The organism is Candidatus Gracilibacteria bacterium, from assembly GCA_041661045.1.
Lineage (GTDB): Bacteria > Patescibacteriota > Gracilibacteria > UBA1369 > 2-02-FULL-48-14 > 2-02-FULL-48-14.
Map to the genome: position 1 here is coordinate 364,857 of JBAZVE010000001.1, position 21,143 is coordinate 385,999.

The following is a 21,143-nucleotide window of genomic DNA, read 5'->3' on the forward strand; positions in this document are numbered from 1 at the left end:
ATTAGAATAGCTATAATATTATAATACTTTCATACAACAAGTCAAACTCTACGAAACGAAATCTTGAAGAAAGATGAGCGTGCCGCTGCAGACATGGAGACGGTGGTCTTTTGAAGATTAGACCCTTAGCGAGCAACGGAACGCGCCATCATCATCGTAAGATTCAGCATCCTGCGGTTCCACGCGAGCCCCCCCATAGTAGTGATCACCAAAGAGCGCACTGCCAAAGACTAGTCCGCCGTATTTTGGATTTGGGTTTTCTGAATCAAGCCATACCCAATCATTTTCAGTGTCCATCTCAATTCCCATATCGATCCCAAGAACCTCATAGCGCTCAGGACGAGTCAATTTTACACCACCACCCATCGCTTCTGCTCTTGCAACTGCTTGAGCATAAGTAACTCTTCTACGAGAGTCTGGCAGTTTTGCTGCTAACTCATCAAAAATGAAATCTTCTCCTTCGACTCCAGTCACATCAGGAGCACCTCCTGAATCGTCCATTCGTTTCAAGGCATCAAGTTTTACTGGGTTTGCGCTTAATTTCGCTTCAACTTTTGACCACGCTACCGCATCGTGACAGGCAAGATGGTGTTCATTCTCTTCGTAACGCGCTCTAAGAGTTCCCATAAAAGCAACTTGCTCGGGAGAAAGGTCAGAGGAACCTTCTACTTCTCTTGGTAGACCATCAGAGTCTACTTCAATAAGATCAGCTACAGCTTGACGATCTCTCATTTCAGCAATTACTCGCTTTAGAAGAGCCGTGCCTTCCACACCTAACTTCGCTTGTACCTCTGGATCATCAAGACCAGCATCCGTGGCATCAAGTACAGTTGGCGCAATAGGTACTGCGGTGACATCATCGTTATCGGGACCTTTGGTGATTGCCATGTTTTTAAGTTAAATCTAGTGATTATAGCACATATCCTATATCGCAACAAGCCCCACCCCCTTCCCGTTATACTAGGAAACTAAAATCCGTGAGCCAAACCCGTTTTTGCAAACACATTGAATTGTCTGGATTGTCAGTCCACTATCGACACTTTACTGAAACTTTTTTGGTGAAGACCTCGGGTTGGCTACGATATTACATCTGTTTGACAGGGTCCGCCCTGAGGGGTACGGTCTCTTCTTAGTCTTTTTTCTGTGTTTTATGGCTGATGGTGGACCTTATCATAGGCGTATGGCTCCCAGTGAACACTGTGTTGGATTTTTTCAGCCGGCGCAGCATATAGGTTGGGGAGATGGGGTGGGCCATATGCAGGCCGGGGGAAACTGGGATGAAGTCGTTTTTTTAAACGGAGTGTCGGGGACTCCCTTGGTCCAATTGGATGCAAGCATGCATGCAAAAGAACTGGATGGCTTGAAGGGACTGGATGAGGCCATTCATCCAGATCTTATGAGTGCGCTCAATGCTGTGCAGGGTGCTCTCAGCCTTCCGTTGACTGAAAGGACTGAAGCGGGAGCCGTGGCTTCGCCCAGCGTCGTCGATTTTCGACATTCCCATTTTGTTTTTTGTGCTCCGCCTGAATTGTGGAATGGTCTGAATTCAAATACAGTTATTGGGCATTTACGAGATTTTAGGAAACTGTCCCTGATGGAACTCAAACTCCAAAGAGGAAATGGAGGTGAACAACGCTTTCAAGTGATTCGATCTGCAAACAGTGCTATCCCGAAAGAAAGAGGCTATCCCCTTGACCAAGTCTTTGATTCTATTGAGGAGGCTCTGAGCGCCATGCGTGTCTTTATGGATGCTTATTCTACGGTCCCCGCGGAGGCGCTTCCCCCCTTGACTGACAACTTGAATGCCCGGGTTTTTCACTTCTTCCCTACGCAGCTCTGGGGTCAATGTCACCCGAGGGAGTTGAGTCGGAAGTATGTTGCTGGCGTTGGCCCCTCTCGTGAACAGCTCTCACATAGAATAGCCCTTCATCCAAGCCATGAGCCGGCCGCCCCCTTTGTTGTGAGCGACTGGCCTAAGCGGCGCGGTGAGCCTGGAAGTGCGCTGGATAAAACTTGCTATCCAAACCTTGCCGAGGCCGTTGCGGCGATTCGTGGACAGACACCGCAGATTTAAGTTAGAATGGCTCGGATGAAGCATCCTGCACCAGATATTGCCGCTCTTCCCGCTGAGGATTCGAAGCGTTTTGTGGCGGTTTTGAATAAGAAAGTGGAAATTCCGCAGCTCATGAATGCGCTGGGGCATATGGCGGCGGGCACGGCAAGCCTTGTGGGGGCGGAGGATTTGTGTTTTTTGAACTACCCTGATAAGGAGGCCGGCGAGCACTTTGGTGCCTCACACTTCCCTTTTATTGTGCTGAAGGCTGAAAACTCCAATCAGATTCGAACGGTGCGCGCGGAGGCGATGCGAAGAGGAATTCCGTTCAATGAATTCACCCGTGGGATGGTGCTGGGGACCGAGGGCGCGCTGGACGCGATGCGCGAAAGCAGCGAAGCGGATCTGGACTATTTTGGCATTTGCCTCTTTGGCGGTACCGAAGAACTCCGGGAGTTTACCGGGAAGTTTTCTTTGTTCCGCTAATATCGTAGGCATCAAATATTTCGGGCCTGACGGCGAGCCAGATGGCTGCGTTTCCAAAAACATGCATAAGCACTTTGCCCTGCTTGACCCATTTTTCCAAGGTCTCCACTGAGGCATTTTGATATCTTGGATCTTCGATTGGCACGGCTTGGATCTTTGAATACATCAGCTTTCCGCTTCTTTTGGAGTGTTCAAGTCTCACTATATAGTAATCGGCACTAGGGAGAGCTTTGACCTTTTCTCTCAGGATCGCGAGGGCTTTGGTTTTTGGGTCTTCAAGTGCTTCGCATGCAAGCCCTGTAGCTTGCATTATTTGGCTTTGATGGGCTGCTTGGTAAGCCCTGAGTGTTTGTGACCCTTGATTCTCTGCTATTCGTTCAAGGACGGGATATGCCTGGGAAGGCAGAAAGTTCTTCAAATGAGTGAGCAAAATTACGAAGTAGGACTGCGCACTCATCGGTTGGCAGAGATCTGGAAGAAGGGCTTCAAAGTCTGCCCGACTCGTGTTTGCAACGAGGAACTTTTTATTTTCCTGAATCGCAATATCTGCTGTGGATACGCTGTCCGGGTTTTTCCTCTCTATTTCTATGTGCCCCTGCAAGCGGGCAACCAATTTTAGGATTAAAACCCTTAACGGCTTCCTTATTTCTTCTTTTCTAAGCTCCTCTGGGCTTTCATCGGGGTCCAGCTTTCGTGCTAATGGGACATCTTTCATTTGGACGCTTCTATCGTTTAAAGTGGTCATTTTACAAGAGACCTGCTTTACTGTCCATTGGACTTCGCCCAAGAGGAGAGATGACCGAGTGGTTGATGGTACCGCTCTCGAAAAGCGGCATGCCTTCGGGCATCGGGGGTTCGAATCCCCCTCTCTCCGCCAGTTTATTTCTTTTTTAGGAATAGTATCTTATAATGGTTCCGCATTAATTTAATCATTTATATATGACAAACATTATTTTAGTAGGCTTTTTGGGAGCGGTGATCAGTGCGCTTGTGGGCACCTTTTGGTATTCGGGTGCAACACCTATGGGAAGATGGCACATGCAATACCTCGGTTTCGACAAGTTATCAAAAGAACAAAAAGAAAAATTAATAAAGGAGGCAAAACCCAAAATGTGGAAAACTTATTTGGCACAAATGGTGCTTTCTTTTGTGACCTCGTTTTTCATCGCTTTTGTGACAAGCTACACTGTTCAAAACGGTGGGCCCGTTAATGCTGTCTACTCTTATGTTATTTTCATTTGGATCGCTTTCACGGTTCCAATGATTGGTCAAAACATCCTCTGGGGAACTTCTGAGGGCGGTCTTGCATGGAAGAGATTCTTTTCAGATAGCTTTTCCAACTTGATCAGCTACCTCATTATCGCGTTTGTGGCCACTTTGATCGTATAAAAGGCGGTTCTAATGTCGTGCACGACTCTCCGCCAATCTCTTCATTCAGCGCCTCCCGCAACCACTGTTATAATTTAGGCTTAGGGATACTACTCCTGAAGGAAGATGAGTAATAATTGGAGCACAAACCTCTGCCTTCAGAAGATCCGTTAAGCGATGCCGAAAAGGGACAGTGACTCCTCCATCAAGGGCTTCAGCATTTATATAATAGACGCGGCCATCAGTAGCTCTTACAGGGATGAAACGGCCGTCAAATGCAGGCCTGTGATCCGGCGATCGGACTTCCACTTGTAAAGGGCCATGTATTGCATCGGGTGCTCTACCATGAAGCAGAGTTAGGGCGGTGAGCACTCCTTGGTCAGAGTAATCAGTAGCAAACGATGATTTCAATGCGACCAATCTTGTGGTTAAACTTGGAAAATTCCCCCATTTAAGTTGGTCAATTTGTAATCCTCCGTCTGGCAATCGGGAACGAGGGTGGCCGCCGTCAAAGCCGTGGTATGTTAGCTGCCGCTTAAAGTCGCCTGTGTGCTCACTGAGATGATGAGCCATGCCCAAATCACCCTCGTCTACTCTTGGCCGAAATGAAGTTCCTTCTATCTCAGTGATACTAGGCTTTATGTTTTTATCCCAATACGCATCCCCTTCTTCTGAGAAATTTGTGGGCTGTTTTGTCATATGGTCAATAAAAATTGATTAAGCTTGTATTCTGAATAAAATTTTAAAAAAGTCAAGAACCGGTGCGCACGCACAGATTTTACTTCGATTTTTGGCTTAAGAAAGCCATTTATATTTTGGAAGTGGCTCGTCGAGCGCTGTTTACGACTACCCACCAGTAAAGACTAATAGTTTTAACCCCTTAGCCAGAGTACCGCACCACAATGATCTAACCGACGGAAAGCACTGCTCTTGAGGACGACCGTCCCACGATTCTCAGGATGGAACGCCACGGTGTACACCATGGACTCATCATCTATATCCTCATCACATTCAAATATCGCACTGCGCCTCCCATCTCCATCTGGACTCATAACATAGTGACCACCCGTGACTACTTCTGAAGCGGCAACAAGACCTTTCTTCTCGAGCTCGCCGGGGTAGACGGGTGCATGATAGCCCGCTGCCTTTACTGCTTGAATAATTTCGGCGGGTTTTGCCCATCGTCCATCAGGAAGTGCCTTTGCTTCTGCATAAGGCAAGAGACGAAGTTCGCCTTTATCGGACGATCCATCTATCCACATTTTAGTCCATCTTGCACTCATAATGTCTTGGCTGCGTTGTCTGATTGCTAACTCGCCATTTTCATACACACCCACTAAACATGCACCTCCCGGCATAGCTGCTGCTTTTTTAAGAAGTTCAGCACCCTTAGCAAGTAATCTTACTTTAAGAGTCTCCCATTTTTGGCCAGCTGTTTTGTCTAGTCTAAGTGCACGGGTATAATCTGTGGGTCCTGCGTTTTCATCGATAAGAACAATCCCTCGGTCAAAATCCCGTCTTAGTTCTTCAAGACAAGCGGCCAACCGTTCATCAAGTCGTTCTTCACTCCCTTCGACATCTCCACTCGCCTCTGCACTTACTCCCTCGTCAGTATCGGCATCTTGGGATTCTCCCCCATCAGGACCATCCATATCTACTCCTGAAGTAGTGTGTCCCACATGTTGAGATTGCAGCTGAATGGACTCTATAAATGCTCTTACCGCTGGGTCAGTTACCTCTATACCATTCAGGGCCTCTTGCAACCTTTGCATGTCCGCACCTAGTTTTTCAGGGTCGGTACTGGCCGGCAAGCCGCCAACTAAGTCTGCGTCTGTGCCTGGTTTTATTCTGTTAGTCATGGTTTTAAATTAAATTCTAGTAATAGTACCATATATATAGAGGTTATGCAATGGCCTGCGACTCCATTTGGCATATTTCAGGAACTTTGATAGGGTGTATTTATGAACATTAAGAGATTTTGTGGTCTCCACACAAAGTGAAAGTTGACTTGTGGATATTTTTGTTTTAAACTTAACGCAAATGTTTAGAAACCGCAGACCGAATTCAAGACCCGCACCAGGTAGGAGACCCAGACCTTCCCGCGCCAGTAAAGGATCCTCACTTGATCCCGCTCTTTTTATACGAAAGGCGGTTGAGCCGACTCCCGAGGAAGTTTTTGTCCCTTCTTTTGAGTTTAAAGACCTCCCCGTGGACACTCAGTTGCGCGGAAATATCCTCAATAAGGGCTACAAGTTCCCCACTCCCATTCAAGATGCGAGCATTTTGCCGATTTCGGAGGGCCGTGATGTGCTTGGAATTGCGAACACCGGAACTGGGAAAACGGCGGCGTTCTTGATTCCCCTTTTGCACCGAGCGATTCAGCCCGGACCTAAGGAGCGCGTGCTTGTTTTGGTTCCCACTCGAGAAATTGCGACTCAAATTTTTCAAGAATTTTTGGCCTTTAGCCGCGGACTTCGTTTGCGAGCTGTGGTTTGTGTGGGCGGATTGCCGATTTATCGTCAAATTCGCGACCTTAAGACCGATCCCAACTTTGTGATTGCCACACCGGGACGAATTAAAGATTTGATTGAACGAAGAGCCGTGGATCTTTCTAAATTCACTCGTGTGATTTTGGATGAAGCGGACCGCATGGTGGATATGGGATTCATCAATGATGTACGCCATATTTTGGCTCAAGTGCCTGAAAAGCGACAGTCTCTCTTCTTCTCGGCCACTTTGCCCAAAGAGGTAAAGGATTTGATTCATTCCTTCTTGCATGACCCCGTGACCATTTCCGTAAAGAAACAAGAAACGGCCATGAATGTGGAACAGGATGTGATTTGGGTGAGCCGAACCGACAATAAGATTGGGATGTTGGTGGATCTTTTGCGCAAAGAACACTTCGATAAAGTTTTGATTTTTGCACGCACCAAACGAGGCGTGGATAAGTTGACGCACTTTTTGGAAGATGTGGGATTTGCGGTGGCCTGTATTCATGGAGACAAACAACAATCTCAGCGCCAACGGGCATTGGATGCGTTCAAAGCCCATCGCATTAAGATTTTGGTGGCGACGGATGTGGCGGCTCGAGGACTCGACATTCCGAATGTAAGCCATGTGATCAATTACGAAGCTCCGGAGGCCTACGAAGACTATGTTCACCGCATTGGACGAACGGGCCGCGCGGGCAAAAAGGGACATGCCTTGACCTTTGTGGATAGACGGTTCTAAACTGGGGTATCTTTTACCCTTCCCTCCCATGCCAAGTTCTCTTCATTACGCCGGATTCTGGATCCGTTTTTTAGCTTATCTCATTGATGCCATTATTCTTGCTTTGCTTGGTGGGTTGCTTTTTGGTGGCGGCAATGAAGGGTGGCAAGGCTTGATTTCTCTCGCTTACATTATTGGTTTTTGGACATGGAAAGGAGCTACTCCCGGCAAAATGATTTGCAAATTGCGCATTGTGGATACCGAAGGAAAACCCATCAAAATTCAAACCGTACTTTTGCGTGTGCTGGGTTACCTTGTGAGTGGAATTGTGCTTTGTATTGGATTTTTCTGGATTGGTTTCGACGCAAAAAAACAAGGGTGGCATGACAAAATTGCTAAAACCTTTGTGGTTAAAGTTGACTGAATTTAAGGGAGACGGAGTTCACGCAGTGGCGAACATTCTTTTCAGTGAGCTGTTCGCCCTCAAAAACATGTCCCAAGTGGGCCCCGCAGTTCTTGCAAGTGATTTCGGTGCGGCGCCCATCGGCGTCCGGTGTACGCAGGACGGCACCCGGGAGCTCTTCATCAAAACTGGGCCAACCACAGCCGGAATGGAACTTGTCTTTTGAGGCGTAGAGCGGTGTCTCACAACGACGACAAAGATAGACTCCGTTTTCAAAAAAACTATCGTATTTGCCTGTGAAAGGAGCTTCCGTTCCTTTGTGAACGATGATGTTTTCTTCTTCCGGTGAAAGGGGTTCTGACATGATTTTGGGGTGAGGGGATGTCGCTTTCATTATAAAGCTGACTGGGCTGGACGGGAAGTTCTAGTCGAGCGTATTGTGGATGAGCGCCAAACATTATGAAAATTTTGTTTTTCACCTCTATCTTGGTTTTTGTCCTTTCGGGCTGCAGTTCTGATGATGCGGCCAGGCGAGGTATTTTGGAGCAAAGTGCGGAGCCTAACCCCGATTCGAGTTCTCTTTTACAAGATACTTATGAATAAAGTTTTTTTGAGTTTGGCGATGCTGGGGGCTTTGGTTTTTGGCGGATGTGGAGGCCAGCAGAGCGGTTTGGAATTGGAGTTGAATTTGACCGTGGAAGAAAATTTTGAGGGTGGAGGCAGGCAGCGGGAAGTTTTGCGGATGCAGGGGAACTCTGGATATTACTCTTATGAATTTACGGACAGTGAGCGAGACGAATCGTTTGAACTCAGCGCGGAAGAGACCGAATCCTTAAAACTTTTTGTGCAGGCTTTGGGCTTGAATCAGGATTTGGTGGAGGAGCAAGACAATCAGCAGGAAGGAACGCGAGTGCAAATGAATCTCCTGGTTTGGATCGATGGAAAAGAGACGCAAATGACTATTGTGGGGATGAGCGCGTTGGGAGCGGATGGTGAGGCCGGCGGGAATATTGAAAACTTTGCGAGTGTGGAAGCCGCGCAGGAATTGATTTCTGCCGTGAAGGAATTGAAGGGACTGTAAGCCACGGCTTACACGAGACTGTTTCCGGTCATTTCTGGGGGGACTTTGAGGTCGAGGAGAGAGAGCACGGTGGGGGCGATGTCCTTAAGGCCACCGGTGGCTTTTTGGTGAGAAGATTTTTTGAGGGAGAGTGGGGAATTGGAGACGAGGATGAGGGGCACCGGATTGCGGGTGTGAGAGGGGCATGGGCCGCCCGTGTCTTCGTAGATCATGTATTCGGCGTTGCCGTGGTCTCCGGTGATTAAAATGGTGTGACCGGTGGCGAGGGCGGCCGGGATGATTTGGGCGAGGCAGTGGTCGATGACTTCTACCGCTTTCACTGTGGCTTTAAAATCTCCGGAGTGCCCCACAAGGTCCAGGTTCGCAAAATTGAGTGCGGTGAAGGCATAATCTTTGGGGAGTTCTTTGAGTAGCTTTTTGGTGATACCTTCGGCGCTCATCTCCGGCTTTTCGGCATAAGAGGGACATTTGGGGGAATCCACCAAAATGCGGGTTTCAGTCTTGAAGGGTTCCTTGGCTTGGCTATTGAAAAAGAATGAGACATGCGCGTATTTTTCGGTTTCCGCGATGCGGAGCTGTTTGAGTTTTTTTTGGTCCAGCACGGAGCCAAGATTGTTCTTTATTTTGGTCTCCGGGAAAACCACGGGCGCGGCGCTGGTGTAGGGGCCGAAAGCCACGAAGTGGGGCTTGAGTTTTTTTGTGAAAAGCTCGGTGAGCTGCGCCGCGCGATCCGTGCGAAAGTTGAAGAACACTACGGCATCTTTTTTTTGGATGATTCCCGCGGGATTGAGCAGAACCGGCTTTAAATAATAATCACTTTCCAATCCTCCTTTGTAGGCGGCTTCCACCGCGTTGGTGGCGGCATTCGCGGATGGTGGAATTGCGGCAACTGGCGTTGCCGTGGTGTACAGATCATAAGCCACCTGCGTGCGATCCCAGTTTTTATCTCGGTCCATGGCGTAGTAGCGACCAACCAAGGAGGCCAAGTCCCCTACCCCACTTTTTTTCATGTGTTTTTGTAGGGTCCTAATAAATGTGATTGCACTTTGTGGTTGGACATCACGACCATCGGTGATTCCGTGCACAAAAACTTTTTTAAGTCCTTGTTTTTTTGCAAAATCCAAAAGGGCTAAGGCGTGATCCAAGTCCGCGTGCACGCCCTGATCGGAAATCATTCCCAAAATGTGAAAGGCGCTTTTGTGTTTTTTGGCGTGAGCGGCTGCGGCAAGGAGCGCTTTCTTTTTAAAGAAGCTGCCATCCTCAATAGCTTTATCTATTTGCAGTAAAGGTTGAAGCACGATGCGGCCAGCACCCATGGTCAGGTGTCCCACTTCGGACCCCCCTTGAGTTCCTTTTGGAATTCCAACGGCTTCTCCGGAGGCATTTAAAAGTGTCCATGGATATTTTTTGTACAGCTCGTCAAAGAAAGGTGTTTTGGCGCGAGTGAGCGCATTGCCTTTGTAATCCTTTCCGTGGCCAAAGCCGTCTAGAATACAGAGGAGAACTTTGTGCATAGGGGGCGCTTATAAGCCAGTCAAATAATCGAGGGCTGCATCCAGTTGAGTGTCGTTCTCTGTGTCGATTTCGGTGGCCTCCATGCTCACGGTGATGTCCGGCGTGATGCCTTCCCCACTGATGCTTCTTTCCTTTGGTGTGTACCATTTTGCAATGGTGAGCCGCAGGCTGGAGCCGTCTCCAAGACTACTCAATTCTTGTACACTTCCCTTCCCAAAACTTTGTTCACCCATCAAAATGGCCCGTCCATAATCCTGTAAAGCTCCCGCCAAAATTTCGGAGGCCGAGGCGCTTCCTTCATCAATCAAAACCACCAAAGGCAGATCTTTGAGCTGTCCGCTTCCTGTGGTTTGAATGATTTGATCCTCTGCATTTCTGCGCTTCACAATGACTCCCGTTTCAATATCATCAAGGAACTCGCTTAAAACTTCCACAGAAACATCCAAGTACCCTCCCCCGTTTAAACGAAGGTCCAAAACCATTCCGTCCACATCTCCCAAAACCACCTCTCTTACCGCTTCTTCAAATTCGGTGAATGTGTCGTCTCCAAATTGATAAATGGACAAATGCGCCAAGTTCAAACCCTGTGTCTCGTGGAAAGCAAGCGCCACGCTGGGAACATCGATTTGCTGTCTTGTGATGGTGAACTCCAAGGGCTCTTCAGCGGATTCCCTCAAAACCATGAGGCTCACACTTGTTTCGGGTTCTCCACGAATTTTCATGATCGCTTCCCACAGGGTCATTTCGCTGGTGGGTAACCATTCCTCCGTTTCCGGGTCCAAGACCATGTACACATTGTCGCCCGGTAAAAGACCCGCCTCTTCCGCAGGAGAGTTCTTTAAGGGAGAGACGATGATGAGACGGCCTTCTTCCACGGTTAACTCTGCTCCGATCCCCTCCAATTCCCCGTCCAAACTGCTTTGAAACTGCTCGGTTTCTTCCGGGTTCATGAACACGGAATAGGGGTCACCCAGCGCTTCCACCATGCCGGAAATGGCTCCGTAGACTTGTTCTTGCTGTGAAGTACTTTCGATGTCCACAAAGTTGTCTTCTACTGTGCCCCAAACGCTCCAAAACAAATCCATGTTCACTTCTTCGTCGCGCTGCGCCCCGTTGGCCGGGCTCCCGATGAGTGGAGATTGCAATGAACTGTTGGCTTGCCACCCTATCAGGCCTCCAATGAGGATGAAGAGCAAGGCTTTGGCAATAGATCCCGATGGTTTTTGGTTGATTTGCATTTTTAAAATTAGATCGGGACCATTCTAGCGGAGTTCTTTTGATTTTGCACAAGTTTTGGGCAAGTTTTTGGCACGGTGGATTTTTGGGCCCGGAAAATTTCAGGATTTTTTTAAAAAAACTTCAGGAAAATTTCAGGATTTTTTCAGAACCGAGGCGTAGCGTTTGGAGAGCAAGAAAGTGTTCTTTGAAATTTGGCCTTAGACTTTGATTTTTACGCCAAACTGAGTGGAGAGACGAGAGAGCGGCAAGAACCTACAACAAGGAGGTGTTCGATGCTGCGCAAGAACAAGTGGGTCGTCCTCATGGCGACCATGGCGAGTGTGGCCCTGCAGTCCTGCAAGCGCTGGGAAGACTATGGACAAGGAGGGAGCGAATCCTTCCTCACCCTGCCCTTCCCTTCCGGTCAGTACTGGATCCTGACCCAGACCTACAACCAGGGGTCCCATGTGGACTACGGGTTCGAGTACGGCGACGACCGCTACGCGCTCGACTTCACCCAGAGCGGGTGCGACGCGTACGGCGAGGCCGTGACCCCCCTGGCGGAAGGCATCGTGATGGAGACGGCGACCGAAGGCAACGGAGACCACGGCTACGGCAACACCGTGCTCATCGAGCACGGGGATGGCTATATCAGCCGCTACGGTCACCTGTCCGAGATCTGGGTGTCCGAAGGAGACTACCTGGACAACACCGATCCGCTGGGCGCGGCGGGCAATACCGGCTACTCGCTGGGAACCGCCTGTCCGCAGTACCCCGGCACGCACCTGCATGTCGCCTTCTACAAAGACGGCGTGGCGGTGAAGCCTGAGCCGATCTCCGGCAACGAGAACCTGGAAGAGTACTGCTGGTACAACCGCGAGGGCGCTGTCAACTGTGACCACAACCCCGGAAACTACACCCCCGTGGACGAGAGCGCCGAGAACAGCGAGGATCTGGACATCGACCTGATGAGCCTCTCCCCGGAGTACGGCACCGCGGGTGAGACTCCCTTCGTGTGGGTGGCCGTGGTGGACAGCCCGGATGAGAAGCCGGACGCCACCCTGGTGATCCACAACCCCAACGACGGTGAGGACTACGAGTTCGAGATGGAGACCGAGAGCCGCGAGAGCCCCTTCGTGTTCACCCACCGCAAGACCCTGCGGGATGCCAACACCCGCTACGAGTACTGGGTGGAAGTGAGCAACGACAGTGGCAAGACGAGCAGTCCTCATGAAGACATCGAGGTGGACGAGAGCGAGGGCTCCGTGCCGGAACTGGACGATGAAGACATCAGCCCGAGCAGCGGCGAGGCGAGCGAGACCGAGTTCGAGTGGGAATGCCGCGTGGAGAGCGACGATGAGCCCGAGGTGACGCTGCACATCGTCTCGGCACAGGATGCCGAGATCTACCGCTTCACCATGGACCTCGACGAGGACGGCAACGACTGGGAAGCGGCGTACGAGAAGTCCTTGCGGGATGAGGCGGTCTACACCTGGTGGATCACCGCCGAGAACCGCGACGGCATCACCACGAGCAGCGTGGAGAGTGTGGAAGTCGAGTAGAAGGCCAAGCTGTCGAGAGCGCCGATGCCGGCGCGCCCGCGCAAGCTGAGAGTTCATCTCCCAGATCCGTCGGTGAGCTGAACAGAAGACCGCGCCCCTGTGCCCGGTGTACTGATTCCGGTGTCCGCTTCTGACTTTGTCGGAGGCGGACACCTTTCTTACCTTTAAACCCCTTTTCTATGAAAACTATTTTTATCCTGACCCTGCTTGTTTTGTCCGGTCTTATGGTCGGCTGTCAACAGCGGGAAACTGCTTCTAAGCAAGAACCCCTTTCTGAAGCCGAGCTTCTTTTGTGTCTTGAACGGTTGGAAGATCCCAACCTGGAAGTGGACAGTATAGACGCTTTTTCGATGGGCGGTTTTGTCCGCAGCACGGCGGAGGTGGCCCCTTTTTCGGGAGAACCCATTACAGTGATTTATCTGGCGGTGGATGAGAGTGATCCTCTTTTTTACAACTATTTTTATGAACTGGCCGCATCACAAAAAATCGATGCCATTTATGACGGTCAGCTTTATTTGAAACTTGGAATTCTAAAAGAAAGCCCCGATGGAGAGTTGAGTTTGGACAGTTCGGCCGTACTTTCCGCCGTTCGGGCTCAAGATATTTTGGATGCCCTTTCTTCCGGTGAGTGGATATCACTGAATATGCTCATGGCTCCAACTCTGGGCCTGGGAGCAAGTGCGAACAGCGTGCATCCGTGTCTCATTGATTGAGTCCTACTTGGTCACCCATGTGAGGCCGGCATCGTTCACAATAATGGTTTGGAGGGCGGTATTGTTGGTTTCGTCGGACTCGGCAATGGTGCTGGTGAGTGCGTAATCCACCTGGTGCTCCACCGTTAAGGATGCGGTTCCTTTGTCGCGAAGTTCTTGGTAGAAATCTTTATAATGTCCGTAAGCGGCGTCGAGCTCCACGGTTTCTGTGAATGCGGCGGTTTCCCCTCCACCCAAGTCGAGCTCACCGGCTAAACGGAGTGTACCAAAGCCTCCGGATCCATAAGTGAAGTTGCAGTAGTTGTAATTGGTGCCGGCAGCGGTTACGGAATTGGCGTTGCTGATTCCGCACACTTCATTAATAACGACGGCAGCGGCGAAAACCTCACCCGTGGCATCCAACCACACTTCACCGGTCATGGTGAAAGCCGTTTCCTCAAGAGCGGGGACAAGGTCGGGGAGGGTGGGCACTGTTTTCGTTTTGAATGCCCCCTGAAACAGTTCACCTTGAATACCGGCGGAAATTCCGGCCGCGAGCACAAGGCCCACGAGTCCACCGGCTAAAATTTTAAGCTCGAGTTTCATTTGTTTTGGTTTAAGATTTTTTATGTATCTCTGTACTTTAACATGTTTTTATGTTTTTTGCAAGGCCTAGGAGGTAACTAAAGCTTCTCGAGGGGTGCGATACTTATGGAGAGTTTTTTGAGACCGGCGGAAGCATCTTTGAAAGCCACCGTGACAATCCCTCCCTGAATTTTCATCACCACGCCTTCGCCAAAACTGCGGTGACGAACGCGGTCTCCCTCAAAAAGTTCGACGGGGTCGAGATTGCCATAATCTTCCTCCACGGGGATTGGGCGACCCGAAAAACTTCCGTTGAATTGGGGGCGAGCGGCGGGGGGCTCGGGGAGGTCCAAAAGTTCTTCGGGAATGTCGAGTAAGAATTGGGATGGAGCATTTTGCTTGAACTCCCCAAAAAGCATGCGTTGCTGGGCGTGTAAAAGATAGAGATGATCCATGGCACGAGTGATGCCCACATACATGAGCCGTCGTTCCTCTTCGAGTTCTTGGGGTTCAAAAAGCGAGCGGCTGTGAGGGAAAATTCCTTCTTCAAGCCCGGTCATAAAGACCACGGGGAATTCGAGACCTTTGGCGCTGTGCAGGGTCATGAGCGTCACGGAATTTTGACTTTCGTCCACACTGTCCAAGTCCGTCATGAGTGTGATTTCTTCGAGAAAAGTGGACAATGCGGCGCGGGGTTCCAAGCCTTCATACTTATCGGCAACGGTGATCAATTCTTGAATATTTTGGAAGCGGGCTTCGCCTTCGGGAGACTTGTCCTCTAGTAAATATTCTTTGTAACCGGATTCGGCAATCACATGTTTGAGCACACCCGCAACGCTGAATTCTTCGCTGAGTTTTTGAAAATGACGAATGAGCCCTGTGAAGGCTTCGATTTGTTTGACCTTGCCGGCGAGATCCGGAATTTCGTGTATGTGTTCCATGGCGCGGAAAACGGAAAGGTCCCTTTGAATGGCAAAGGCCTGAAGAACTTCAAGCGTTTTGGGGCCGATTTTACGGGCGGGAACATTGATGATGCGCAGCACGGACACGCTGTCTTCCGGATTCAAAATCACTCGGAGGTAGGCGATGAGATCTTTGATTTCTTTGCGGAGATAGAACTTTACGCCGCCCACGATTTTGTAAGGAATTCCAAAGCGCATGAAGGCTTCTTCGATGGCGCGGGACTGTGCGTTGGTGCGGTAAAGGGCGGCGAATTCGGAATAGGTCGGTGTTTCATGCTGACGGATGTGAGTCATGATGATTTGCGCGACTCGCATGGCTTCGTCGCGCTCATCTCGCGCAACCATAATTTTAATTTTTTCTCCGCCATCGCGCTCGGTCCACAATTTTTTTTCTTTACGGTGAAGGTTTCGGGAGATAACGCCGTGCGCCGCTTCCAAAATCACACTCGTGCTGCGGTAGTTTTGTTCGAGCTTGATCACCAACGCCTCGGGATAATCTTTTTCAAAATCCAGAATGTTTTGCATGTTGGCGCCGCGCCAGGAATAAATGCTTTGGTCGGGGTCGCCGATCACACAAATGTTGCGGTATTTTTCCGCGAGCATTTTTACCAAAATATATTGGGCGTGGTTGGTGTCTTGATACTCATCCACGGAAATATAGCGATAGCGCTCCTGGTATTCATCCAAAATCCGAGGAAAATTTTTAAAGAGCAGCACGGTTTTCATGAGCAGATCATCGAAATCGAGGCATTGATTTTTGGCGAGACGAACCTGGTATGCCTTGTAACACTGAGCCACTTTTTCGGTGAAAGCATTGTGGGCGAGGTTTTGATACTCTTCCCAGTCCATCAAAATATTTTTGGCTTGGGAAATATGCCCGAGCACGGCCTTGGGGTTCACCTGTTTTTCATCAATGTGATGGTCGCGCATGATTTCTTTCATCAGCACCACTTGATCGTTGGCATCGTAAATGGTGAAGCGATTTTCGTAACCGAGCAAATGAATGTGACGGCGGAGGATTTGTGCACAAATGGCGTGAAAAGTTCCCACCGTGGGGAGTTCTTCCGGAGTGGCCTGCGAAGAGGATTGTGAAGAGGCGCTCAGTAATTTTATGATGCGATTTTTCATTTCTCCCGCCGCCTTGTTCGTAAAAGTCACCGCTAAAATATTCCACGGCCGCACTCCTTTTTCTTGAATGAGGTGGGCGATGCGGTGGGTGAGGGCGCGTGTTTTCCCGCTGCCGGCGCCGGCAATAATCAGCACGGGGCCTTCCGTGGCGCGCACAGCGTCCTGTTGAGCAGGGTTCAGGTTGTCTAAAATAGTGTTTGGCATTGGCAAGCGGACCCAAGGGGTCTGCTAAGAAATAAGTGGCGTGAGCCACAACCATATTATATGATAATTGTACTTCACGCCAAGCCATGCGCCGTTCCTTCTTTTGGGTCAGTTCGGCCGTTTGCCTTTCTTTGTTCATTGCTTTAATTGCAAACCTGATCTCCCCCAGTCCTGCACTCAAAAATGCCGGCACAAACCTCTTGGCTTTTGATGCACTCCCCGTCGTCAATTGGGATGCGGACAGTGCTGTGGAAGTGGGGCTGAGCGTCCGCTCCTCCGAGCAAGCTGAAACGCTTTCTTATAGTTCGCAAGCGGAAGTTTTCCGTTTTGTGCTGGATTCCGAAGGGCCTTACACTCTGCGCTACCTCACCCTAACCGTGGAGTCTCAAGGCCTTAAGCCCATGGATAAGTGGACGGTGTACCGAGTGGTGGATGGGGAAGTGGATTTTACGAAACCTGTGGCCATGAGTGAACGGCGTGATGGCCAGCTGCTCCGCCTTCGGTTTGCTTCATCCGCTTCTGCCGGATTCTTCGCCGACCCCGGTAAAAATACATTCGTTTTGGTGACCAGTGTTCTCAAAGATTCTTCCTCAGAGGGTGGCGCGAGTCTTACCCTAGGATTCCCGAATGCTCCTCTCGATAAAGAGTGGGATTGGGCTTGGCTACCCGGCCACCATTCCGGGGCTTGGCTGGAAGTGGGGGAGAGCCTGGGACTTGAGGAGGTGACCGCCGGTTGATCTTTGTGCGAAAGTTTGCTATAATGAGGAGATTTAAAAACAAAAGTAACCAAAATTCGTATGGCAAAAACCTCACAATTACTGCGACTCAGCAGCCTCGCCGTCCTCTTCTCTCTTGTAGGAGGGGTGTTTGCGTTTGCTGAGATCGTGGATCCCGCTACGCTCCCTTCCACTGTGGAAGGTCTTGAAGCGGTTCCCGGTGATGCCGAGGTGACTCTAAGCTGGGATGCCGCCACCGATGACAATGGGGTGGAAGGTTATCTTGTTTACACCGGTCTTCAATCGGTTGCTGAAAATGGTGGGGCTTATACCTTTCCTTCCAGTGATGCGGGAAATGCCACCTCCTATACTGTGGACAACTTGAGCAATTCGGTGACTTATTATTTTGCGGTAACGGCTTACGATGAAGATGGAAATGAGTCGGAATTCTACTCCAAAGAAGTGGAGGCGACTCCAGAGTCTACGGAAATTGCGGATTACACCGCTCCTACTGTAAAAGAAGCGAGCGCGATCACGGCTTCCCTCGTGGAAGTTCAGTTTTCCGAACCCGTTGAACTCCCTACGGATGCCAGCTCTGCCTTTGCACTCGTTTCCACCGTTGGAAACGGCTTGCAAGTGATTGATGCGTATCTTTCTGATGATCCCAGCACTGTGTTTTTGGTCACTGAAATCCAAGAAGCGGGCATGGAATATGAACTTACTGCCGGAATTGGCATTTCAGACGAGTCCGGGAATCCCATTGAAAGTGGGACTTCCGACACGGCTTACTTTACGGGAAGCGGCCTTGTAAAAGAGGAGACTACCCCTGTGGATACCGAGAAGAGCAGCACTTCGTTCGTTCTTGAAGAAGTCACCGCCACTGAAACCAATGAATTGGTCTTGGTGTTTTCGGAAGAAGTGGTTGCGGCTGCCGTGGATTCTTTCAGCATTCAATTGGAGGATGATGCCACTGAAACAGTGGAAGTTCTTGCCGTGAGCATTGATGATGAAGACCCCACTGAAGTGACTTTGATCACCGAAGAAATGGAAGCGGGTATGGATTATGTTTTGAGCCTGGACGACTCCGTCTTCAATACGGATGGAGATTCTGTTTCCGAAGCGGATCGCAGCATGGACTTTACTGCTAAAACTTTGGAGATTGCTGATCTTATTGCGCCGGAGGACATCACCAATTTCCTTTCGGAGGCTACGGATGAAAGCACCGTGCTCCTCACCTGGACCGCGAGTGCGGACACTGCCGGAGACCTTGCGGAATACCTGCTTTACCAAAGCATGGACAATGGAATGAGCTTTGGAGATGCGCTTGAACTCGCCTCCAGTGCCGTGGAGTATGAGGTAGACGATTTGACTCCCGGTAAAACCTACACCTTTAAAGTCACCGCCGTGGATGAAAACGGCAACGAATCCGAAGGAATGCTCACCACAGTGACGCTTCCCGAATCCGGACCCGGTCTTTTGGTCCTTGGAGCCTTGTCTCTTCTTGGAGCCGGAGCTTTGAGCCGAAGGAAGAATAAACAATAAACTGTCAGGTTTTTGTCAGGACTTTTGTGGGGGAGTTTTGTTAGAGTGGGGGAATGAAGATTCGACTTTTGGTTTTGAGCATCTTGGCGGCGCTGCTGCTGGGTCTGGGCGGTGCGTGGGTTCGCTTGCCCGGAGCATTTGAGCTGCATGTGCTGGACATTGGGCAGGGGGATGCACTCTTGCTGCGAACGCCGGATGGGGTGAATATTTTGGTGGATGGCGGGCCGGGGCAGGCTGTTTTGGAGGAACTCGGTGCTGTGCTTTCGCCCTTCGACAAGCGGCTGAACCTTGTGGTTTTAACTCACCCGCATGAGGATCATGTGGCCGGGCTGGTGCCTGTTTTGGAGCGCTTTGAGGTGGACCGCGTGCTGCTGAGCGCGCCGGAATACAATAATGAGGCGTACCGAGCTTTGATGGCATTTATTGCGGAAGAAAAGATTGAGTATTCTTTTGCGCGGGCGGATGAGGATTTTGAATTTGGCGAACTGAATTTGGATGTTTTGTATCCTTTTGAGCCGTCGACCGGGGAGGAGATGGCGAATGTCAACAATGCCTCACCGGTGATTAAAGTGACTTGGCGAGACACAAAAATTTTGCTGATGGGAGATGCGGAAATGGAGGTGGAGGAGGAGCTGCTGGAAGCCGGCGTGGACCTGCGCGCGGATATTTTAAAAGCTGGGCATCACGGAAGTCGGAACAGCAGCACGCTGGAGTTTTTGGAGGTTGTGGAGGCGGAGCTGATGCTTATTTCTTGTGGCCTCGGGAACGACTATGGACACCCCCACGCAGAGTCTTTGCAAAAAGCCGAAGACCTTGAAATGGAGGTGCTGCGAACGGATTTGGATGGACGGATTTCGCTGGAGTTTGGGGGAAATTACTCTTGGCTGCGGGTGATTTTTGCGCCGAGGCTGCGGAGTTTTTCGTCGAGTCGTTCGTAGCCGCGGTCGATGTAGTTGATGTCGCTGATTTCCGTTTGCCCCTCCGCAATGAGCGCGGCGAGTACCATGGCGGCACCGGCACGGATGTCTTGGCTGGCGATGGGCGCCGCCTTGAGTCGCATGGGACCGGTTATGACGGCTTGATGAGGGTTGAGCAGCTGAGTTTTTGCGCCGAGACGATCGAGTTCAGGCAGATAATTGAGGCGCCCTTCGAACAGGGTTTCGTGGACTTTGCTTTGGCCCGCGCACTGAGTGAGCAGCACCGCGAAGGGCGCCTGAAGATCCGTGGCGAAGCCGGGATAAACGGAGGTTTGGAGTTTTTCTATGCCGTGAAGTTCACCGTGTGGGAGCATCCGCGCTTCATCCTTGTCGAGTTCAATATGTGCGCCCACTTCTTCAAGCTTTTGCCAAAAACTATCGAGATGGGAGACAGGACAGTTTTTTAGGGTCACGGTGCCATTGGTCAGCACCGCGGCGAGCGCCAAAGTTCCGGCTTCCAAATAATCGGAGGTCACGGTGTACTCCGTTCCATGCAAAGGTTTGCCGCCGTGCACTCGCAGGGTGGGGGTCCCAATCCCTTCAATCTCCGCACCCATGCTCATCAAAAAATGGCAGAGGTCTTGGACATGAGGCTCCATGGCCGCCCAGCGGATTTCCGTTTCTCCTGGAATAAGGGTGGCGGCCATCAAAGCATTTTCGGTGGCAGTGACACTGGCTTCCGCCATGATGATTTGCGCGGATCGCAATTTTTCCGCCTTCAGATGAATGGAATCTTCACTCGCAATCACGCTTGCCCCCAATTTTGTGAGTGCGTGCAGGTGCGCGTGCACGGATCGTTTTCCCAATACACATCCTCCAGGGAAGGCCAAATCCACTTCACCCCAACGCGCCAAGAGCGGGCCGAGCAGCAAGATGGAGGCGCGCATGTGTTTCACCAAATTTGGCTCAATGTTTCCTTTTTGCACACGATCCGGATTCACTTTTACCGTTCCCGCCTCAAACGAAACCTCTGCGCCCAGTCCCGAAAGAATCTTTAAAAATGCGTGCACATCCGAAATATCCGGCACATTGTGAAGCGTGGTGCTTTCATTCGTCAGCAGCGTGGCCGCCAAAATAGGCAAAACGGCATTTTTGGACCCCCCAATAGTGACTTCTCCTTTGAGAGGGATCCCTCCTTGTATGATGAATTTAGACATCGGGGTTGATTTGGAGCGTTGGGGGTGTTTGTGGGAGACTTTCCAAGACATCGGCCAGTGCATCCGTGATCTCTATTTCCTCCAATGTGAGATGTGGTAGGAGAGGTGTGTCTCCAGACAGAGATACACCTTTTATTGGAACTAGATCTAGGTGAATCCCGTCTTGTCCGCTTAAAACTTTTCTTTCAGCCTCGGTGAGGTCGGGGAGTTCGGTGGGTCCGTTTTCTAAGCTCATATTTTTAAATAAGGACCCTGATTTTAGCAGAGCTACGATCGAATGGCCA

General features: G+C 50.3%; 21 protein-coding genes and 1 tRNA gene. 13 read left to right on the forward strand and 9 right to left on the reverse strand.

Annotated features, from left to right (window positions below):
* Positions 1-117: 117 nt before the first annotated feature.
* Positions 118-888, reverse strand: coding sequence for a DUF4256 domain-containing protein (locus WC777_01605; GenBank protein MFA6023894.1), 771 nt, complete (start codon positions 886-888; stop codon positions 118-120).
* Between the two features lie 292 nt (positions 889-1,180).
* Between WC777_01605 and WC777_01610 the strand changes: the two genes are divergently transcribed.
* Both WC777_01610 and WC777_01615 read left to right on the forward strand, forming a co-directional pair.
* Positions 1,181-2,074 (forward strand): hypothetical protein, encoded by an 894-nt coding sequence (locus WC777_01610; protein MFA6023895.1) that lies wholly within the window; start codon positions 1,181-1,183, stop codon positions 2,072-2,074.
* Between the two features lie 15 nt (positions 2,075-2,089).
* Positions 2,090-2,539, forward strand: a complete 450-nt coding sequence (locus tag WC777_01615; protein MFA6023896.1) for a DUF2000 domain-containing protein — start codon at positions 2,090-2,092, stop codon at positions 2,537-2,539.
* On the opposite strand, the gene WC777_01620 is transcribed toward WC777_01615, so the two are convergent.
* Positions 2,511-3,254: a hypothetical protein gene (locus WC777_01620; protein ID MFA6023897.1), complete on the reverse strand. Its 744-nt coding sequence runs from the start codon at positions 3,252-3,254 to the stop codon at positions 2,511-2,513. The two genes, WC777_01615 and WC777_01620, sit on opposite strands and share 29 nt — an antisense overlap.
* A 74-nt stretch (positions 3,255-3,328) precedes the next feature.
* Here WC777_01620 and WC777_01625 point away from each other — a divergent pair.
* Together WC777_01625 and WC777_01630 are read left to right on the forward strand one after the other, a co-directional pair.
* Positions 3,329-3,416, forward strand: a tRNA-Ser gene (locus WC777_01625).
* A gap of 62 nt (positions 3,417-3,478) precedes the next feature.
* Positions 3,479-3,928 carry a DUF1761 domain-containing protein gene (locus tag WC777_01630; protein MFA6023898.1) on the forward strand — a complete coding sequence of 150 codons (450 nt, stop codon included), beginning with the start codon at positions 3,479-3,481 and terminating at the stop codon, positions 3,926-3,928.
* An 851-nt stretch (positions 3,929-4,779) separates the two neighbouring features.
* On the opposite strand, the gene WC777_01635 is transcribed toward WC777_01630, so the two are convergent.
* Positions 4,780-5,766: a hypothetical protein gene (locus tag WC777_01635; GenBank protein ID MFA6023899.1), complete on the reverse strand. Its 987-nt coding sequence runs from the start codon at positions 5,764-5,766 to the stop codon at positions 4,780-4,782.
* Between the two features lie 181 nt (positions 5,767-5,947).
* Here WC777_01635 and WC777_01640 point away from each other — a divergent pair, with 181 nt between their 5' ends.
* Together WC777_01640 and WC777_01645 are read left to right on the forward strand one after the other, a co-directional pair.
* Complete coding sequence (locus WC777_01640) at positions 5,948-7,138, forward strand: DEAD/DEAH box helicase (protein MFA6023900.1); 1,191 nt, start codon at positions 5,948-5,950, stop codon at positions 7,136-7,138.
* 28 nt (positions 7,139-7,166) lie between these two features.
* Complete coding sequence (locus WC777_01645) at positions 7,167-7,547, forward strand: RDD family protein (GenBank protein MFA6023901.1); 381 nt, start codon at positions 7,167-7,169, stop codon at positions 7,545-7,547.
* Here WC777_01645 and WC777_01650 read toward each other — a convergent pair.
* Positions 7,528-7,884, reverse strand: a complete 357-nt coding sequence (locus tag WC777_01650) for a methionine-R-sulfoxide reductase (protein ID MFA6023902.1) — start codon at positions 7,882-7,884, stop codon at positions 7,528-7,530. The genes WC777_01645 and WC777_01650 overlap by 20 nt on opposite strands.
* 95 nt (positions 7,885-7,979) lie before the next feature.
* Between WC777_01650 and WC777_01655 the strand changes: the two genes are divergently transcribed.
* Both WC777_01655 and WC777_01660 read left to right on the forward strand, forming a co-directional pair.
* Positions 7,980-8,123, forward strand: a complete 144-nt coding sequence (locus WC777_01655; protein ID MFA6023903.1) for a hypothetical protein — start codon at positions 7,980-7,982, stop codon at positions 8,121-8,123.
* Positions 8,116-8,601, forward strand: a complete 486-nt coding sequence (locus tag WC777_01660) for a hypothetical protein (protein MFA6023904.1) — start codon at positions 8,116-8,118, stop codon at positions 8,599-8,601. The genes WC777_01655 and WC777_01660 overlap by 8 nt, the downstream gene beginning before the upstream one ends.
* Before the next feature lie 8 nt (positions 8,602-8,609).
* On the opposite strand, the gene gpmI is transcribed toward WC777_01660, so the two are convergent.
* On the reverse strand, positions 8,610-10,115 hold the full coding sequence (gpmI, locus tag WC777_01665; GenBank protein MFA6023905.1) for a 2,3-bisphosphoglycerate-independent phosphoglycerate mutase: 1,506 nt from the start codon (positions 10,113-10,115) through the stop codon (positions 8,610-8,612).
* A gap of 9 nt (positions 10,116-10,124) precedes the next feature.
* Positions 10,125-11,354, reverse strand: coding sequence for a S41 family peptidase (locus tag WC777_01670; GenBank protein MFA6023906.1), 1,230 nt, complete (start codon positions 11,352-11,354; stop codon positions 10,125-10,127).
* Positions 11,355-11,627: 273 nt separating this feature from the next.
* Here WC777_01670 and WC777_01675 point away from each other — a divergent pair, with 273 nt between their 5' ends.
* Together WC777_01675 and WC777_01680 are read left to right on the forward strand one after the other, a co-directional pair.
* On the forward strand, positions 11,628-12,896 hold the full coding sequence (locus tag WC777_01675; GenBank protein MFA6023907.1) for a M23 family metallopeptidase: 1,269 nt from the start codon (positions 11,628-11,630) through the stop codon (positions 12,894-12,896).
* 179 nt (positions 12,897-13,075) lie between these two features.
* Positions 13,076-13,738 (forward strand): hypothetical protein, encoded by a 663-nt coding sequence (locus tag WC777_01680; protein ID MFA6023908.1) that lies wholly within the window; start codon positions 13,076-13,078, stop codon positions 13,736-13,738.
* Positions 13,739-14,271: 533 nt separating this feature from the next.
* Here the strand turns inward: WC777_01680 and WC777_01685 are convergent.
* A complete protein-coding gene (locus WC777_01685; GenBank protein MFA6023909.1) occupies positions 14,272-16,467 on the reverse strand; it encodes a UvrD-helicase domain-containing protein in 2,196 nt (731 codons plus the stop codon).
* A gap of 86 nt (positions 16,468-16,553) precedes the next feature.
* Between WC777_01685 and WC777_01690 the strand changes: the two genes are divergently transcribed.
* The 3 genes from WC777_01690 to WC777_01700 are packed head-to-tail and all read left to right on the forward strand — an operon-like array spanning position 16,554 to position 19,663.
* Positions 16,554-17,228: a hypothetical protein gene (locus WC777_01690; protein MFA6023910.1), complete on the forward strand. Its 675-nt coding sequence runs from the start codon at positions 16,554-16,556 to the stop codon at positions 17,226-17,228.
* 36 nt (positions 17,229-17,264) lie between these two features.
* The gene (locus WC777_01695; protein ID MFA6023911.1) at positions 17,265-18,725 is read left to right on the forward strand and encodes a fibronectin type III domain-containing protein; all 1,461 of its coding nucleotides are present in this window, start codon (positions 17,265-17,267) and stop codon (positions 18,723-18,725) included.
* Positions 18,726-18,778: 53 nt separating this feature from the next.
* Positions 18,779-19,663, forward strand: a complete 885-nt coding sequence (locus WC777_01700) for a ComEC/Rec2 family competence protein (protein MFA6023912.1) — start codon at positions 18,779-18,781, stop codon at positions 19,661-19,663.
* Here WC777_01700 and murA read toward each other — a convergent pair.
* Positions 19,600-20,859, reverse strand: coding sequence for a UDP-N-acetylglucosamine 1-carboxyvinyltransferase (murA, locus tag WC777_01705; protein MFA6023913.1), 1,260 nt, complete (start codon positions 20,857-20,859; stop codon positions 19,600-19,602). The two genes, WC777_01700 and murA, sit on opposite strands and share 64 nt — an antisense overlap.
* Positions 20,852-21,094 carry a hypothetical protein gene (locus WC777_01710; protein ID MFA6023914.1) on the reverse strand — a complete coding sequence of 81 codons (243 nt, stop codon included), beginning with the start codon at positions 21,092-21,094 and terminating at the stop codon, positions 20,852-20,854. Before WC777_01710 ends, murA begins: the two co-directional genes overlap by 8 nt.
* Positions 21,095-21,143 lie beyond the last annotated feature (49 nt).